The following is a 16,936-nucleotide window of genomic DNA, read 5'->3' on the forward strand; positions in this document are numbered from 1 at the left end:
AGTTGGCGGCGGAGCGATTATTGTTCCGGTGGGAATGGCGCAGTTTTCAGAGATCCGTCGCGCTGCTTGATGAGCATCTGAATCTTGCCCTCAGCTTCATCCAACTCTTTTTTACAGGCTGCGGAAAGGTCTACCCCCTGCTCGAAGAGTTTGAGAGAGTCTTCGAGTGGAAGGTCGCCTTTTTCTAGCTGATCGACGATGGTTTCCAGTTTTTTGAGAGAGTCTTCAAAAGTGGGCATGGGGATTGCTCCGGGTTTCTCTTCTATTGTAAGTCCGCAAAGCTTGCAAAAACAGATTATGCGTTGCCCCGATTGAGGTCCGTGCGATAACGAATCTCATCCACTGTAATGCCCCATATCGTATCTCTGCGTTGATGGCCGTCGGGGAGCCATCCGTCGTTTTCATAAAAGCGAGCAGCGCGGAGATTCCCGGCCAGGAGCCAGAGAAGCGCGGAGGAAAACCCCTGCTGCAGAAGGCGGGCACGCGCGGCGGTGATGAGTGCCGCGCCGACTCCCCTGCCCCAGTGCTCGGGTGCTACATAGAGAGCCTGCAGCTCGCCGTATTGCGGCAGATCGCTATCGCGGGACGGCGAGATAGAGGCAAGGCCGTAAATCTCCGCCCCTTCAACGGCCAGCATGGTGTAGGGCTTGCTCGGGTCTTGATGCAAGAAGAAGTCCTGATGCGAAAAATCGTAGTGCTGTGCGCGGTCTTCAGGGCGCTGCTGATCCAGGTAATCATCTGGGAGCAGGTTGCGGTAGGCAACCTGCGAGGAGTGCACATGCACACGCGCCACAGCCAGGGCATCCGCGGGTTCTGCCGGGCGAATCAGCATGCCTGAGTATGGCATAACGACAGAACAAAATACGGCGTGCTAGACTTGCGCTGAATTTTCGAGGGAGCGTGAGATGTATCGATTTTCTTCAGGGGTTTCGCGGCGGAGCTTTCTTAGGACAACCGGGGCGGCGGCAGTGATGGCGACCGGGCCATTTGCGCGGGCAGCGCGCGTTGCGCCTTCTGAGCGCATCACGGTCGGCGTAGTCGGCTGGGGCATGCAGGGGCCAAACAACACGCTGGGGCTGCTGGGGCAGCCGGATTGCCAGGTTGTTGCCGCCTGCGACCTTGACCCGAAGAAGCTGGCGCTCGCCATGAACACCATCAACGAGCACTATGGCAACAAAGACTGCAAGGGCTATAAAGACTTCCGCGAGATGATTGCGCGGGACGACATTGATGCCATCATGTACGCCATTCCCGACCACTGGCATGCGCTGATTGCGACAGAAGCCGCCAAGCGGAAGAAGGACATCTATGGCGAAAAGCCACTGGCCAAGACGATTGCCGAACAGCAGGCGATTGTGCGCGCCGTGGAGAAGAACAACGTAATCTGGCAGACGGGTTCCTGGCAGCGCTCCGTAAAGAGCTTTCATCACGCCGCTGAGATTGTGCGTAACGGCCTCATCGGCAACGTAATCCGCGTGGAGGTCGGCTTGCCCTCCGGTCACCATGACTTTCCAAATGCTCTGCCCGCGTTCAACAAGCGGCTCGCATCGCTTGGCGAAGAACCGCCGTCGCCCGACCAGATTGTGCCAGGAACAAAGGAATGGGACCTTGCCATAACCGATCCGCCTACGGACTTTGACTACGACTTCTGGCTCGGGCCTTCCAAAAAAGAGCCATACATTGATGTGCGCGTTTACCAGAACTGGCGCTGGAACTACAACACCGGCGGCGGCCAGTTGCTTGACTGGATTGGGCACCACGGCGACATCGCGCACTGGGGGCTTGGATTCGACCTCACCGGACCGTCAGAGATTGAAGGCTGGGGCAAGTTTCCGCCATCGAACGCCATCTGGAACACGGCGGGTAAGTACAACATCGAATGCCTCTATCGCAAGGAAGTCACCGGCTATGCGAACGATGTAAAGTTCACGATTGCCGGCGGCTCGGGCGGAATCGCTTCAGGCACAAAGTGGATTGGCACCGATGGCTGGGTGTGGGTGGACCGCAGCGGCTTTGACGCTTCCAATCCCGAGTGGGTAAAGACGCTCACGCTGCCGGAATCGCAACGCAAAATCAAGCTGATTGAGTCAACACATCACCAGAGGAACTTCCTCGACAGCATCAAGTCGCGCAAGCCGACCATTGCGCCTGCGCAAGTGGCGCATCACTCGGCGGTTCCGGGACACCTCGGATTGATTTCCATGCTGGTAGGCCGCAAGCTGCACTGGGACGTAGAGAAGGAACAGATTCTCAACGACCCCGAAGCAAGTGCGCTGTTAACGCGGGAGTATCGCGGGCCGTGGAAACTTAGCGTATAGCTTCCGCGGGCTGCGCGGGGACGGTTGCTCCGGTCAGCACATCGGCGGCAGCAGCATAGTTGCCTGCTGGAACGCTGACCTGCACGCCCTGCACATACGGACGAACGGCTGCCAGCATCTCCTTGGCAATCAGGATGCCTTCTTTGCTGGCGGCCTCCGGCGTGTTGGCCTGGGCCATGCGCAGCATCATCTCTTCCGGCATGGAAACGCGGAGGTCGTTCTTCAGGAACTCCGCATTGCGTAGGCTCATTAGCGGCAGGATGCCGGCGATTACTGGAATGCGATAGCCCTCGATATTGGCGAGGAAGTCTTCCAGCAAACGAAGATCGAAGACGGGCTTGGTGATGACGTACTCCGCGCCTGCTTCCACCTTGTACTTGAAGCGGCGCAGCTCGTTTTCGATGTCGGGCGCGCCGGGATTGGCGGCAACGCCGATGGCAAAATTGGTGCTTGCGCCAATCGCATTGGAGCCAAGGTCGAGGCCGTGGTTCAGCCTGCGAGCCATGTTCACCAGTCCGATGGAATCCACCTCGATAACAGCAGTCGCATCGGTATAGGTTCCCTGCTTCGGCGGGTCACCGGTCAGGCAAAGCACGTTGCGCAGGCCAATGGAAGATGCACCCAGCAAATCCGACTGAATACGCAGCGCATTGCGGTCGCGGCAGGTGTAGTGCAGCACGGTGTCAATCGTGGTGTGCTGCTGAATCTGGATGCAGAGGCTTTCCGCGCTGAGGCGTGCGGCGGCGGAAGGCGCATCCGGCACGTTGATGGCATGGACGCCGATTTTTGCCAGCGAACGCGCACCGTCAATCTCATGCGAGCAGTCGATGCCGCGTGGAGGAACAATCTCCGCCATGGTGACAAAAATTCCATGCGCAAGCAGCTCGCCTACACGGGAGCGCTCAGCCAGCGGCGCGGGCGGAGTTTCGCGGACGGCCTCCACAACAGCCTCGCCATGAGCGACAACCCCCTGCGACTCAATCGCGCGAACAGCCGTACGCATGGCGCGAATGTGATGCGGCGTGGTTCCGCAGCAGCCGCCGACAATTTGCGCGCCTGCGGCAATTACCTTGCGCGCAAAGCTGGCCATATATTCCGGCGAAATGAGGTAGATGTTGCGGTCGCCGATGGCGCGGGGCAAGCCGGCATTCGGCATGGCGGCAATGGGCAATGTGGTTGCGCCGCGCATGGCCTCAATGGCGGTAAGCACGCTGGCCGGGCCGGTGGAGCAATTCACGCCCACGGCATTTGCGCCCCACTCGGTAATCAGTGCGGCGGCTTGAGCGGCGGAGGAGCCGTCGAGGCAATTGCTCTCGTCGTCCACTGTGACCATGGCTAGAACCGGCAGGTCAGGCGCGGCCTCATGAGCGGCCAGCAGCGCCTCGCGGACCTCGTTCAGCGCGGGCATGGTCTCGATGGTCAGCATGTCAGCACCAGCAGCGGCCAGCGCGCGAATCTGCTCAATAAACGCAAGTCGGGCTTCGTCAAGGCCGGTTTTGCCAAGCGGTTCGAGGCGGACGCCGAGGGGGCCGATGGTACCGGAGACGCGGGCCTCACCTGCATTACGGGCTAAAAGATTGTTCGCGGCATCCCGCGCAAGCCGCACACCAGCCGCGTTAATCTCCGCAACCTTGCCGGCAAGACCGTGGCGGGCCAGGCGGAAGCGGTTGGCTCCAAAGGTGTTGGTCTCCAGAATTTCCGCGCCGGCCTGCAGGTACTCCTCGTGAATATTGAGGATCAGCGAGGGGTCGATCAGGTTCAGCTCGTCATAGCAGCGGCTGATAAGGACGCCACGGCTGTTCAGGACGGTGCCCATGGCGCCGTCAGCCAAGACGGGGCGCAGACCGAAGATGTCGGCAAAGGAAGCCATTGCTTCCATGCTAACGCAGTTTGCGCGCCGCCACCTATGCCCGGAAAATGCAGACACGCTGCTCCCCGGCGACCCGGAAAAGCAATGGGTTGCTTTGTTATACTTCGGGAGTCAAAAGGATTATCAGGGCGTGTGCTGAAACCAGCCGTTTGACGGATGTTTAAGCCTGTCGGCAAGAGGCAAAAGCGCTCTTTGTGTCGAGTTCGGGACGATTTGGAACGAGGGAAAAAGTTTTGAAGAAAAGCAGTTTTTGGATCTGCGCCGCCGCGGCGCTTGGCCTGGCTGTGGTGCTGGCCGGATGTGGACAGACCTATTACTTTGCTGGCCGTACCCTACCACCCAGTGGGCTGACCAACCGCGTTCTGGTGGCAATCCAGAACCCCTCGTCTCTCAGCAAGGGCGCGCTGCAGATTCTGGACGCCTATTACGACACGCGCTACGCCTATAACAGCCAGTCGAAGACCTTTTCCATCTCTGGCTTCTCCGGCGCGCTGCCAAGCACGATTCAGAACATGCCAGAAGAGCAGCTTGGCGCCGTGTACGGCTCAGGCGACGGCTCCTACACGTACATCAACTACCAGAAGGAGAGCACGAGCGGCACGCAGTCCAGCGTTCCGACCTCTGGCTCGTCGGGCATCTTTGTTACGCGCAGCCAAAGCTATGTTTTTGCTGTGAGCCAAAGCAGCCAATCCGTCATTGTTATCGACAAGACGGTCAGCTCTACCGGCACCCCCACGCAGTTGAGCCTGCCGGGAGCCTATCGCGTCAGCGTCAATCCGGGCGGCTCGGTGGCAATGGTCTTCGTGCAGAACTCGAATTATGTGTACTACCCGAAGAAGCTGAACTCCTCCCAGACGCAGAACTACGCCGGCGGCCCGACAAGCTGGCCGAAGGCCGCTGTGGACTGTGAGCCACAGAACCATCCGACATGGTGCCTCTTCCAGGCACAGAGCCCTGACCAGACAGACGCGACTGGAACGCCCTACGGTGCTCCGCTTGCGTTTGACCGCCCGGTAAAGGCGCTGTTCTCTAATGATGGCTCAACGGCTTATGTGCTGAGCTGCGGACCGGAGTGCGGCGGAACGGCTTCGTCTGTTTCCCTGCTGCCCACGGGCGGAATGATTTTTGTGCCGAACCAGGGCTCGGGACTGCTGCCGACAACAGCCGCAGTGGCCAAGAACTGCAGTTCGGCAGCAAATCAGAGCGCATGCACACTGCCGGTTCCCGGCGGTGCAAGCAATGCTCTGATCGACTCGACCACAATGTACGTGATTGGCCAGTGCACGGCAGCCACTTCCCTGGCAGGTGGCAATCCGCAATGCGCAGGGACAGGCTCAACCAGTGGGCTGTATACCGGCAGCCTGACGGTACTGAACCTCGCACCGGGCTCCGGTGCAACCGCAACGGCTGGCACGCGGACTTCCATCAGCGACGGCACTCCGAACGGGCCGACACGCATGATTGAGGCCGATGACAACACGCTCTGGATTGCTACCACCAAGTGCACCAACGGCGCACGCTATGCGAATGGCCTTTCTTACGGCTGCCTGACTGTCTATGACACCTCGGCTGGCGCGGTGAAATCGATTCTGCCGTACCTCGGCGACGCCACCGGCGTTGCGGCTGTCACGAGCCTGCACAAGGTATACGCCGCATTGGGCGGACAGATTCACATCTACACCACCAGCGACCTGACCGAACTGAACAACCAGTATGTAACCGTAACGGGCACCGCCTATGACGTGGCCTACATGGACGGTCTCAGCGACGCGAACAACACGGTTTACTAAAAGCAGCTTTTAGCCACTAGCTCTTAGCTTTTAGCTCGTTGTGGAAGATTGCAACGTTGGCTTAAAAGCTAAGAGCTTTTCCTTTGGGAAAAATAACCTCAACTGAGCTCTGGCAAAATAAGCTAAGAGCTAAAAGCTGGTAGCTAAGGGCTGTTTCTATGATTGCGGATATCCTGGCGATTGCGGCACATCGCGATGATGTAGAACAGACCTGCGGCGGCACGCTGCTGCGGGCTGCCTCGCGTGGGTTGCGCACGGCGATTCTGGACCTGACGCAGGGTGAAGCCGGAACACGCGGCACTGCAGAAGATCGTGCTCGCGAAGCTGCCGATGCGGCGAAGATTCTCGGCGTGCGCTGGCGCCAGGCGCTCGACCTGCCGGACGGCGCAATTACCAACACACTCGAAAACCGCCTGAAGATTGTGCGCGTGCTACGCGAAGTGCGTCCGCGTGTTGTGATTCTTCCCTACTGGCAGGCGCGGCATCCCGACCACGCAATCGTTGCCTCGCTGGGATATGAAGCATGCTTCCTGTCGGGCCTTGCAAAGATTGATACAGGCACTGCTCCGCATCGTCCGTTCAAAATCGTCTATGCAAGCTTGTATGCGGATGTTCGCCCTAGTTTCATTGTGGACATTACACCGTTCATCGAGCAACGCCACTCGTCTCTGATGGCCTATCACTCGCAGTACGCAAACCAGGCAACAGGTGGCGGACTGTTTGTAGCAGAAGAAGAAATCCGCGAGCGCACATTTGCCGAGGCTCGGCACTATGGTCTGCTGGCAGGCGTAAAGTATGGCGAACCGTTCGTGCAGAAGGAAGTCGGGCTGGTGGATGATTTAACGCTACTGCCAGTGCAGTCGATTTAAGAGCAGCTTCTAGCTTTTAGCCCGGTATGTCGGTAACGACTGCAGTGTTCTGCTTTACCAGGAGTTATTCTTAACTTGCAAGATGCAGCGAGGCGATCCATCCTCCCACAAGGAACGGATCGCCTCGTTTGCTTTCCGGAGTGGGCTTAGGGCCCCGGAAACTTATAGCGTTCGCTTAAACAGCGGCGTAGCAATCAGCAGCGTGCCAATTCCAAAAACAAACAAGAAGAGCAGGTCTGTCTGAATGGAAACAAAGCCACCATCTTTCAGAAGGATGGATTTGAAGCCATGAATCGCATACGTGAACGGGTCCACAATCGCGATGGCACGCAGCCATGGCGGAAACGCCGCAATGGGATAGATAGCGCCTGACGGAAAGAAGAGCAACGTGTTGAGCACGCCGAACATTGCACGCGGCACTAGTGGATCATCTACACGAACCATCATCAGGAACATCATGCCGTTAAATGCAATGGACGTGCCGAGAATCAACAGGAATAGATTGAGCAACGCGACAGGGGGAAAGATAACTCCGAGGCCAGCCATGAGCGATCCAATCACAGTCAGCGAGATGCCGCTGAGCACAGCCTTGATAGCTCCGGCAATGTTGAGTCCCATCACAAGCTCAAGCTTGCTGATAGGCGTAACAAGATAGCCCTCATGCACACCGCGAGCCTTGTCGTCGATATATAACATGCCGCCGCCGATCATCACCGAGATGTACATGGCGAGGGAAATCGAGCCGGACAGCAGGTACTTCATGTACTCGACATAGGGATACAGCTCAACAATCTCTAGCGCGATCTGCTTCACGACACGATCCTGAATCACAGGCTGATTCAGCGCATCCACAAGCGATTGCATCTCTGATTCGATGCTGCTGCTCATGAACTGATCGGAGTTATCAACGACAAGCCCAAGGCGCGGCGCATCACTCGCATAGACGCGCCGTGAAAACTGCGCAGGAATAATGACGGCCGCATCAATCTTGCCCTGCCGCACATCCTCACGCGCAAGGGTTTCGTCATCGTAAGGAATCGTAGTGAAGGTAGCAATGTTGACCGCAACCGAATCAAAGGCCTCGCGTACCTTTACTGCCTGCGGGCCGCGGTCATAATCTACAACAGCCACGCGTGCGCCTTTGATCTTGCCGCCAAATGCATTGCCAAGGATGACAAGCTGCACCAGCGGCAGCATCATCGACATAATCATCAGCACAGGCGAGCGGAAGAACTTGCGCATTTCGCGCTCAATAATTGCGAGAAAGCGATTCATAGCTACATGCCTCCTTTGGTTGGCATGCGAAAGACAGCCTTCACCTGCTCGTCACGAAGCTGCCGCCCGGTGTAGTGGACAAACACATCATCCAACGAAGTGTTCTGCACGCTGAGGCTCGTTAACTGCTCTCCGAGTGAGGACGCCATCTCAACAAGCTGCGTCGTAGTCTGCGATCCGTTGCTGGTAAGAATGCGGTAGACACCCGCCGATTGCGATTGCACCTCAGTCACGTTGGGAAACGCACTGAGCCGCTCCTTCCAGTGCTCGTCCTCACGATTGAAGCGCACCTCCACCACATCCGAGCCAGGAACCGATTGCTTCAACTCAACCGGCGTGCCTAGCGCAACCAGCGTGCCGTGATCCACAATCGCAATGCGGTCGCACAAGCGGTCTGCCTCTTCCATGTAGTGCGTGGTGAGCAGCATGGTAAGGTTGCGCGTCTTCTTCAGGTTGTTCAGCATCTCCCACACAGCAATGCGGCTCACAGGATCAAGCCCCGTCGTCGGCTCATCAAGAAAGAAAATGCGCGGATTATGCACAAGCCCACGCGCAATCTCAAGCCGCCGCCGCATACCACCAGAGAGTGTCTTCGTCTCCGCCTTGCGCCACTTTGTCAGGTCCACTGCTTCCAGCACTTCCGCGATATTCTTTTCACGCTCGGCGCGCGGCACGGAGTAGAGTTTTGCATAAATGCTCAGGTTCTCTTCGACAGTAAGGTCCTGATCGCTGGTCAGTGCTTGCGGAATCACGCCAATCACGCGGCGCACCGCATTCGGCTCCTTGCTCACGTCATGCCCCGCAACCATCGCGCGGCCCGCGGTAACAGGAATGAGCGTGGTCATCATGCGAATCAACGTGCTCTTACCCGCGCCATTCGGCCCAAGCAAACCGAATATCTCGCCGTTCGCGACTTCAAAATCAATTCCCTTCACGGCTTCAAAATCGCCATAACGCTTGACGATTTTTTCCACCTGAATTGCAACGGGCGGCACGCCGTTTTGTATGTGCGGCTCAGTCATTGCTTCACCAGCTTGGCTTTGGGTATGTACACATCCGCAGTCATGCCTGGAACAAACTTTTCCCCTGGATTGTCGATAAGCAGCTTGATACGAACCGTGCGAATGTCGCGCTTGCGCCCACCGTTGATATCGCGCTGCGTAGCAAAATCAGCCTCAGCAGACTTCGCAATCACTTTTCCCTGCACGCTCGCTCCACTGGGAAGATCCACCTTAAGCGAGTCGCCAAGCTGTACCGCATCTGCCTGCGTCTCAGGCAGCGGAGCATATACCCATGTCTGCGTAAGGTCCATGATGGTGACAATGGCCGTGCCCGCAGCCACAACCTCGCCCTGCCGCGCTGCCCACACGTTCACCTTGCCCGTCACCGGCGCAAAAACCTTCGCATATCCAAGCTCTACATCTGCCTGGTTGGCGAGCGCCTGCGCATTCGCAACCTGCGCACGCGTAGAGGCAACCGTCTTCTGCGCTGCCGCAGCCGAAATCTCATGCGCGCGCGCCTGCCGCAAGGAAGCTTCCGCAGCAGCAATATTCTGCTTCGCAGCATCTACCGCAGCCTCATCCGCAGCCAGCGCTGCAACAGCCTCATCACTCGACTGCGTGCTCACAATTCCCTGCTTTGCAAGTGCGACCGTGCGCGGCGTGTCGGCTTGCTGCTTCAGCAGGTTTGCCTGCGCCTGCGCAAGCGCTGCCTGTGCAGAGCGTAGCTGCGCTTCGGAGTTCACCGTGGCGCTGGTCACCTCACCGCGTGTCTGCCGCTCAGTCTCTACCGTCTCATTCAGCTTTTGCTGCTGGCTGGTAACGGTAGCCACAGCGGCACTGCGTGCAGCGGCCAGATCATCGCTCTCGATGACGGCAATCAGATCACCGGCTTTCACATCCTGCCCCTCCTGCACCGTGAGCGTTTGAATACGGCCAGGAATTTTTGCACTGACAAGAACTTCATTCGCATCCACCGTGCCGATGAGATGCAGGTCGCCGTTCGTACGGGCCGTAGAGAAATACCAGATCAGCGACCCCACAAGAAGAATCCCAAGAATCATGAAGACACGATTGCGCGCACTCACGCATTACCTCCCTGAACAGAACTGGTTCGGTGTTGCAACCGGCATAGGTGTATCGGCAAAGACACGCGCTGCCAGTTCGGCTCCGTGCCTGCGATCCTGAAAAATCGCCTGCCCAAGAAACTCAAGAAGCAGCTTGCGCCTGCGGCTGATGGCGTCGATGGTAAGCAAATCCTCGTCCACAACCATCCGCCAGATGGTAGAGCTGAGGAAGTAAAAAACGTTCGCACCGAGCCCGGAAAGCAGCATCTGCATCCAATCGACATCAATCAACTCACCACTGGCGATGCCTTGCCGCACCTGCGCCTCGTAGATGCCAAGCATCGGCTTGAAAGCCATATCCGCAAGAACGGAGATGTGGCCGGGTTGCCCTTCGCGAACGCGCATCATCTCCTGCTGCATGAGCTTTTGAAACTCAGGCTGGCTCCAGATGCGGTCAAAGTGGTTCAGCGCCATGCGCAGCATCAACTCGCCGGGGCTGGCCTCCCGGTGAAGAATCGCCAGGCTGGAGTCCCGGATGCGAATGGCGATGGCTTCCAGCGCGGCGATGTAGAGCTTCTCCTTGCCCTCAAAGTAGTAGTAGAGCAGCGCCTTGTTCACTCCGGCGGCTTCGGCAATGCGCTCCGTGCGCGCCCCGGCAAGGCCATAGGCGGCGAATTCACGTAGCGCGGCGTCGAGAATGCGGGCGCGTGTTTCGGCGGAACGTTCGGAGAGGGCGGTATTGGATTGGATGATCATAATTAACTAACTGGTTAGTAAATTACCGCCGTCAAAACCAGAATGCAAGCAGGTTTGTCATTTTTTATAAGAAAAAATTGCTGCAATCCTCCCTGCAGAGGGCTGACCAAACCCGTTACAAGAGCGAAAACAGACCGATCAGACACACAAATCAGGCAAAAAGGCTGATTGTGCTCTGGTTTAGCTCGTCCGGAAATACTTCCAACTGCAACTGGGGGCCCGCCTCGTGCCCCTTCGGCCTGCGATGCTGCCCACCCTCCTGCTCTTCTTCGTTCTCATTGCTGGGTGTGTAAGTGGCGTCCTGTTCCTGCGGATGGAACTCAATCGAGCGTGCAGTTGCGAGCTCTGCGCGGGAAGCCGCTGCTGCGGTCAGGCCTACGGCTGGAAGGCTCTGGATAGGGATAATGTCCATGGAAAACTGCCTCCTGTTGGTCGTATCGACGGAGGGCGGCAGTGTCTTTAATCTTTCTGTGTAAAAAGTGAAGCAAATTGCTACAGGCGGGAGGCTATTCACGCTCTTTCAGACGTCGCCTAGCCAGGCGCGCAAGTGTAGCCTGTTCCCGAAGAACTTGCATCAGGGGACGCGCGGGGGTTCCCCAAAGCACGGTGCCCGGCTTGAGCCCCTCATTGGTCACAGTTTTTCCGCTGAGAACTCCGGCCTGTCCGCCGAGAATGACGCCAGGACCGACATGCGCATGGTCGCCAATCCCCACCTGCCCGGCAAGGACGGCACCCTTGCCCACGGAACTGGAGCCGGAGATGCCGGTCAACGCGACAATGATGACATCCTCTCCGATCTCGCAGTTGTGGCCAATGTGGACTAGGTTGTCAATCTTCGTGCCGCGGCGGATACGGGTTTCCGCAAGCGCTCCGCGGTCGATGGTGGAGTTGGCCCCGATTTCTACGTCGTCTTCCAGCACCAGCGTCCCCTGCTGCGGGAATTGCGTATATGTGCCGGTGGCGTGATCGCGCACATAGCCAAAGCCGTCAGCGCCGAGGACGACTCCAGCATGAACCACGACACGATTGCCGAGAGTTGTTCCACCGTAAAGAACAGCGCGGGGATAGATGTGGCAGTTCGCGCCTATCTCAACACCAGCCCCAATAACCGCGCCGGCGTCAATGCGTGTACCTTCGCCAATGCTGGCATTCTCTTCGACAACCGCGCCAGCTCCGATGGTGACATTGGCGGCTAACTTTGCCGTTGCGGCAACAACAGCCGCAGGATGCACACCTGATGCTGTGGGCGCAGATCTGAGAAGCTGCGCGGCCCTTGCAAACCAGAGGCGCGGATTCGGCGTTTCGATGATGGGCTTGTCGGAAAGATAAGCACCCGGACGCAGAACAACGGCTGCGGCAGCACTCGCAAGCGCAATGGCGGCGCTAGTGTTGTCTTCGGCGAAAACCAAGTCAGTTGCCGTGGCTCGAAACGGCGTGCTGACCGCTTCAATAGCAACGTCCTCGCCGCCGTTGGGAAGTGCACCGCCGAGTTGTTCCACTAATTCGCCGAGCTTCATCGTTCTCCTTCAGTAGATAGCGGGCTCGCCCGCGGGACGCGTCTTCCAGCGACGGTGAATCCAGAGCCACTGGTCAGGATAGCGGCGAATCCATGACTCAAGAACATCATTGCACTGTTGCGTCGCGGCAAGGATATCGGCTTCAGTGTCGCCTGTCTTCGTGAAATGCAGCTCCGGGCCAAAGCGCAGGACGTACTGTTGCTCCGCTGGCTCCCAGACACAAAAGCCGGGCAGAATGGCGGCGTCCGTCTTGAGCGCTACGCGGGCCAAGCCTGATGCCGTGCACGCCGTCACGCCAAAAAACTCTGCAAAAATCCCCTGCGGCGGAGTCATGTTTGTGTCCATGAGGATGCCCACAGTGCCGCCTTCGTGCATGGTTTTCAGCAGCCCGCGTGCAAAATCGTCCTTATGCAGAACGCGGTTGCCATGCAGCATGCGGATGCGATTCACATAAGCATCAAGAAGCGTGTTGTCGAGACGGCGAATCACCATGCCCATGGGATGCCCCATGAGCGAGTGGTAAAAGCTCGACAGCTCCCACGCGCCAAGGTGCCCGGTTAGAACAAGAACACCTTTACCGCGCGCCTCAGCGGCCAGAAAATGCTCAAGCCCGTCCGTGCGCAACCAGCCCTGCGTATTTTGCCGGGTGTAGCGAGGCATGCGGCAGAACTCGACCATCTGCCAGCCAAGATTACGGAACAGCTTACGCAGTATCTCGTCGCGCTCAGTCTTCGGAAGACCGGGGAGCGCCAGCTCCAGGTTGCGCTGGCCGGTTTTGCGGAGGCGTCCAAGAACCAGATAAGCCGTAGCCGTGAGAAGACGGACGGCTGCGCGGGCAATGGGGCGCGGGAGCCATCCCAGGGTGCTCGCTACGCCGATAACCAGCCAATATTCAAACCTTTGCTTCATGTGAGCTAAAGGACAAGTGTAATAGGTGACAGGCTACAGGTTACAGTGTGCAGCAAAAGCAAGGGCGCGGCATACGCCGCGCCTTCTCTGTAACCTGTCACCTGTTTTTCTACTGCTTCTTTGCTTCTACAAAATAGTGCGCAACAGACTGGACAAACGGAATTGCTCCCTGCGGCACAGCGACGTTGCCCTTCAGGATGGACGAGAAGCTTTGCTCCTGGCCGTTGTAATACGTGGTGGTGTCGTCCGTGTTCTGGCTTATCGAAGTACCGTCGAGGTCGATACCAGCAAAGAGTCCCTTCGAGCGGGAATAGGTCAGCAGTTCGGAAGTAAGCTTCCAGTCCGTGGAAGCCTCCGTGCTGCGACCAATCGGGCCAGCCGCCGCAGAGGCATTCGCTCCAATCTTGAACTTGCTCTTGAGCAGGTCTTGAAAGCCGTTGTCATTCACGGCAATCAGCACAAGGTCCGTAGCCTGGCCGCCAATCTGCAGGCCCCAGCTTCCACCGGCAAGGCGGATAAAGACCGGCGCGGACCATCCATGGCCCGTACGGCAGGTCACAACGCCCTGCCCGTACTGCCCGCCAAAGATAAATGCGCCCTTAATCATGCCGGGAACGACACCCACGCAGGTGGCCTGCTTGAGAATGTTCAGCGGAATGCTGTTGTCGCCAGCGTTCATAATCTGCTCCAGCACCGTTTTGGCGGAGTCCACGCGGTCCTGGACATCCTGGTGTGAGGCGGCGGCAAAGCTGGTGCTGGCGGCAAGGCTGAGAGCGGCACACAGGCCGACGGTGCGAATCAGCTTTTTCATCATTCTGGGGTAATTCCTTTCTATTTATCCGCCGCGCCGGATTCTATGCTTCGCCGGGCGGCAATTCTTTCTTGAGACGGGCGAAAGCCGGATTGGTGGGCGCGCGCAAATGGCGTCACCAGACCTCTCCAAAACGAGGCTATCGCATTCCACGCACCGCAGCGGGAAAGGAACTTGTTGAGTTAACAGGATTTTTTGATGGCAAAGGAGGGTAATCGGCAGGAATGGGACGCCCTTACGAGCTGAAAAAGAATAAAAAAGAGGCGTTCCGTGGCTACATGTAAACATGCGGTCAGGGAACGCCTTTCCCCAGATCTGCGTTGTTTCTGTACACAGTCTGAGGTCGCTCTAAGAAAGCGACAAGAGTACGGAAGGACAATGGATTTTAGTAACCACCCTGTTTACTCGTGGGTAATAGCGATTTGGCGCTATTTGAGACAGGACGCCTGCCGCTAATCTTTAGTCTGCGTTGGATTTACTGGAAACAAGCGAACGGTTCAGAGCCCGCATAGAGAGCTCGATGCGGTTTTCGGAGCCGGTTTTCTTCATCAGGCGGCCCACATGTGCCTTGACCGTGCGCTCCTCAATGCCAAGCTGGCGGGCAATTTCCCGGTTAGAACGGGCGAGCAGAATCAGTTCCAGTACCTGGCGCTCACGGTCGGTGAGGCGCATGGACGAGGTTTGCACCATGCTGCGGGGGATACCGAGGAGCCGGTCGATCAGGCGGGAAAGCAGCGGGCGCGGCGCCCAGATAGAGCCGCTGACAACCACATCAATGGCCGCACGGACGGTTTCCGGGCTTGCTGACGAATCAAGATAACCGCGTGCTCCGGCAACAATTGAGTCAAGAATAAGCTCATCATCGTTACTGGGCCCAATAACGATCTGCTTGATGGAAGGGCGCGCGCGGCGTACGGACTGCAGGGTTTCCAGACCACCGTCTGAGGAGTTCAGATCGACAACAAGATACTCCAACTGCTTGTTGGCCAGCAGCTCCGAGAGGCTGCCGACCATTGGCACTAGCGGAGGCCGACCCGGCGTGGCAGGCTGGTCAAAAATAGAACGCAGACCCTCCACGCGAATCGGCTCCCCGGCGACAATGCCGATACGAACCGGTTCGAGGGATGCTGCAGCATTTCCGGACGCTTTAGGCGCCTGGCCGGATCTGGACATTCGTTACTCCCACTCAGGCAAAAAAATCGAACAGAGTGCAACAGCAATTACGCGTCCTGCCAAACGAGCACGCGAAAAAAGTACAAGGGGAAGCTGCGTCCCACCGGGAGAGCGAACTACAGCTTGGGCAAAACAATTCCCTGCTGCTTCTGGTACTTGCCCTTGCGGTCCGCATAGCTCACTTCGCAAGGCTCGTCACCCTGGAAGAAGAGAATCTGGCAGAGACCTTCATTGGCGTAGACCCGGGCCGGCAGCGGCGTGGTATTGGAAATCTCGAGGGTCACAAAGCCTTCCCATTCGGGCTCAAACGGCGTGACGTTCACGATGATGCCGCAGCGCGCATAGGTGGACTTGCCGACGCAGATCGTGAGCACGTCGCGGGGAATGCGGAAGTACTCAATGGACCGCGCCAGCGCAAAGGAGTTCGGCGGAACGATGACGGAATCCGCCTGCACGGAGACAAACGAGCGCTCGTCAAAGGCCTTGGGGTCAATGATGGCCGAGTTGACGTTGGTGAAAATCTTGAACTCGTCGGAAACGCGCAGGTCATATCCATAAGACGAGAGCCCGTAGGAGATAACTCCCTCGCGAACCTGCTTTTCGCTGAAGGGTTCAATCATTTTGTGGTTGATTGCCTGTTCCCGAATCCAACGGTCGCTCTTGATGGACATGCTTCTCCTGTATGTTCACTTTTGCCGTGGAATTGCTCCACTGCCTGAACCCAGTCTGGACTGGTTGAGGCCAATGTTACGAGAGTTGGCCGGGGTGTGACAATTGTGCAAATCAGGGTGGAAATTCTGAGCAGTATGGCATCCATCAAAGCAGCAGTTTTCGGTTACTGTTGCAACTATGAGAACCATCCTTCTCCTCCTTTGCTCCAACGTCTTCATGACCTTCGCCTGGTACGGCCACCTGAAGTTCCGCAACTCGCCGCTTTTTGTGGCGATTCTGGCAAGCTGGGGCATCGCGCTCTTCGAGTACTGCTTCCAGGTTCCCGCCAACCGCTTCGGCTACGGTCAGTTCACCGCCTTCCAGCTCAAGATCATTCAGGAAGTCATCACCCTGACCGTATTCATCATTTTTGCGTGGCTTTACTTTGGCGAAGGACTGAAGTGGAACTACGCCCTGTCATTTCTATGCATTCTGGCTGCAGTTGCTTTTGCTTTTTGGGGTAAGCTGTAAGGGGTTTTGAAGGATTTTGCACCGCACAGGGAAATTTGCCCCATTCCCTAAATCCCACAAAACCTGTAGCATCTGTGACGTAGGGCGTTCATACCGGCAGCACGAGAGGTCTACCTTGATTAAGCAGGACATCGTACATCATGTGATTGAGCGCACGGGACTGCCGCGCACCAAGGCTGAGGCGGCCGTGGACACGGTCTTTGAAGGACTCAAAGAGGCTCTGGCAGCGGGCGACCGCATCGAACTGCGCGGCTTTGGCGTCTTCAGCGTGCGCGCGCGCAAAACCGGCATCGGCCGCAACCCCCGCACCGGCACGGAAGTGACCATTGCCCCCGGCAAGGCTGTCCGTTTCAAGCCCGGCAAGGACTTGCACGAGCTCAAGTCAGAGTAATCTTTGAAGG

The 16,936-nt window shown here is 57.6% G+C and carries 18 protein-coding genes; 5 read left to right on the forward strand and 13 right to left on the reverse strand.

All coding sequences use genetic code 11. The annotated features are described in order from the left end of the window. Positions 1 to 17: 17 nt before the first annotated feature. The gene (locus AC5S3R_RS12855) at positions 18 to 239 is read right to left on the reverse strand and encodes an exodeoxyribonuclease VII small subunit (protein ID WP_494267440.1); all 222 of its coding nucleotides are present in this window, start codon (positions 237 to 239) and stop codon (positions 18 to 20) included. 56 nt (positions 240 to 295) lie between these two features. Beyond that, positions 296 to 847, reverse strand: a complete 552-nt coding sequence (locus tag AC5S3R_RS12860; RefSeq protein ID WP_494267441.1) for a GNAT family N-acetyltransferase — start codon at positions 845 to 847, stop codon at positions 296 to 298. Between the two features lie 58 nt (positions 848 to 905). Between AC5S3R_RS12860 and AC5S3R_RS12865 the strand changes: the two genes are divergently transcribed. Continuing rightward, positions 906 to 2,318, forward strand: coding sequence for a Gfo/Idh/MocA family protein (locus tag AC5S3R_RS12865; RefSeq protein WP_494267442.1), 1,413 nt, complete (start codon positions 906 to 908; stop codon positions 2,316 to 2,318). Here AC5S3R_RS12865 and AC5S3R_RS12870 read toward each other — a convergent pair. Continuing rightward, positions 2,308 to 4,188: a bifunctional homocysteine S-methyltransferase/methylenetetrahydrofolate reductase gene (locus AC5S3R_RS12870; protein WP_494267443.1), complete on the reverse strand. Its 1,881-nt coding sequence runs from the start codon at positions 4,186 to 4,188 to the stop codon at positions 2,308 to 2,310. The two genes, AC5S3R_RS12865 and AC5S3R_RS12870, sit on opposite strands and share 11 nt — an antisense overlap. 233 nt (positions 4,189 to 4,421) lie before the next feature. Here AC5S3R_RS12870 and AC5S3R_RS12875 point away from each other — a divergent pair, with 233 nt between their 5' ends. Both AC5S3R_RS12875 and bshB1 read left to right on the forward strand, forming a co-directional pair. After that, positions 4,422 to 5,978, forward strand: coding sequence for a YncE family protein (locus tag AC5S3R_RS12875; protein ID WP_494267444.1), 1,557 nt, complete (start codon positions 4,422 to 4,424; stop codon positions 5,976 to 5,978). Between the two features lie 158 nt (positions 5,979 to 6,136). Further along, the gene (gene bshB1 / locus AC5S3R_RS12880; RefSeq protein WP_494267445.1) at positions 6,137 to 6,847 is read left to right on the forward strand and encodes a bacillithiol biosynthesis deacetylase BshB1; all 711 of its coding nucleotides are present in this window, start codon (positions 6,137 to 6,139) and stop codon (positions 6,845 to 6,847) included. A 162-nt stretch (positions 6,848 to 7,009) separates the two neighbouring features. On the opposite strand, the gene AC5S3R_RS12885 is transcribed toward bshB1, so the two are convergent. The 10 genes from AC5S3R_RS12885 to dcd all read right to left on the reverse strand — a co-directional run bounded on the left by AC5S3R_RS12885 (position 7,010) and on the right by dcd (position 16,024). Beyond that, a complete protein-coding gene (locus AC5S3R_RS12885) occupies positions 7,010 to 8,122 on the reverse strand; it encodes an ABC transporter permease (protein WP_494267446.1) in 1,113 nt (370 codons plus the stop codon). A gap of 2 nt (positions 8,123 to 8,124) precedes the next feature. Continuing rightward, on the reverse strand, positions 8,125 to 9,144 hold the full coding sequence (locus AC5S3R_RS12890; protein ID WP_494267447.1) for an ATP-binding cassette domain-containing protein: 1,020 nt from the start codon (positions 9,142 to 9,144) through the stop codon (positions 8,125 to 8,127). Continuing rightward, positions 9,141 to 10,208, reverse strand: coding sequence for an HlyD family secretion protein (locus tag AC5S3R_RS12895; RefSeq protein ID WP_494267448.1), 1,068 nt, complete (start codon positions 10,206 to 10,208; stop codon positions 9,141 to 9,143). Before AC5S3R_RS12895 ends, AC5S3R_RS12890 begins: the two co-directional genes overlap by 4 nt. A 3-nt stretch (positions 10,209 to 10,211) precedes the next feature. Next, complete coding sequence (locus tag AC5S3R_RS12900) at positions 10,212 to 10,943, reverse strand: TetR/AcrR family transcriptional regulator (RefSeq protein WP_494267449.1); 732 nt, start codon at positions 10,941 to 10,943, stop codon at positions 10,212 to 10,214. A 151-nt stretch (positions 10,944 to 11,094) separates the two neighbouring features. After that, positions 11,095 to 11,355, reverse strand: coding sequence for a hypothetical protein (locus AC5S3R_RS12905; protein WP_494267450.1), 261 nt, complete (start codon positions 11,353 to 11,355; stop codon positions 11,095 to 11,097). Between the two features lie 94 nt (positions 11,356 to 11,449). Beyond that, positions 11,450 to 12,460, reverse strand: coding sequence for a UDP-3-O-(3-hydroxymyristoyl)glucosamine N-acyltransferase (lpxD, locus tag AC5S3R_RS12910; protein WP_494267451.1), 1,011 nt, complete (start codon positions 12,458 to 12,460; stop codon positions 11,450 to 11,452). A 9-nt stretch (positions 12,461 to 12,469) separates the two neighbouring features. After that, the gene (locus AC5S3R_RS12915) at positions 12,470 to 13,369 is read right to left on the reverse strand and encodes a lysophospholipid acyltransferase family protein (protein WP_494267452.1); all 900 of its coding nucleotides are present in this window, start codon (positions 13,367 to 13,369) and stop codon (positions 12,470 to 12,472) included. Positions 13,370 to 13,478: 109 nt separating this feature from the next. After that, the gene (locus AC5S3R_RS12920; RefSeq protein ID WP_494267453.1) at positions 13,479 to 14,183 is read right to left on the reverse strand and encodes a lipid-binding SYLF domain-containing protein; all 705 of its coding nucleotides are present in this window, start codon (positions 14,181 to 14,183) and stop codon (positions 13,479 to 13,481) included. 456 nt (positions 14,184 to 14,639) lie between these two features. After that, the gene (locus tag AC5S3R_RS12925) at positions 14,640 to 15,353 is read right to left on the reverse strand and encodes a LuxR C-terminal-related transcriptional regulator (protein WP_494267454.1); all 714 of its coding nucleotides are present in this window, start codon (positions 15,351 to 15,353) and stop codon (positions 14,640 to 14,642) included. Positions 15,354 to 15,469: 116 nt separating this feature from the next. Next, complete coding sequence (gene dcd / locus AC5S3R_RS12930; RefSeq protein WP_494267455.1) at positions 15,470 to 16,024, reverse strand: dCTP deaminase; 555 nt, start codon at positions 16,022 to 16,024, stop codon at positions 15,470 to 15,472. A 178-nt stretch (positions 16,025 to 16,202) separates the two neighbouring features. Here dcd and AC5S3R_RS12935 point away from each other — a divergent pair, with 178 nt between their 5' ends. Beyond that, positions 16,203 to 16,535 (forward strand): DMT family protein, encoded by a 333-nt coding sequence (locus AC5S3R_RS12935; protein ID WP_494267456.1) that lies wholly within the window; start codon positions 16,203 to 16,205, stop codon positions 16,533 to 16,535. Between the two features lie 115 nt (positions 16,536 to 16,650). Next, the gene (locus AC5S3R_RS12940; RefSeq protein WP_494267457.1) at positions 16,651 to 16,926 is read left to right on the forward strand and encodes an HU family DNA-binding protein; all 276 of its coding nucleotides are present in this window, start codon (positions 16,651 to 16,653) and stop codon (positions 16,924 to 16,926) included. Positions 16,927 to 16,936: the final 10 nt, after the last annotated feature.

Source organism: Occallatibacter sp. FHG110214_02 (genome assembly GCF_059115385.1).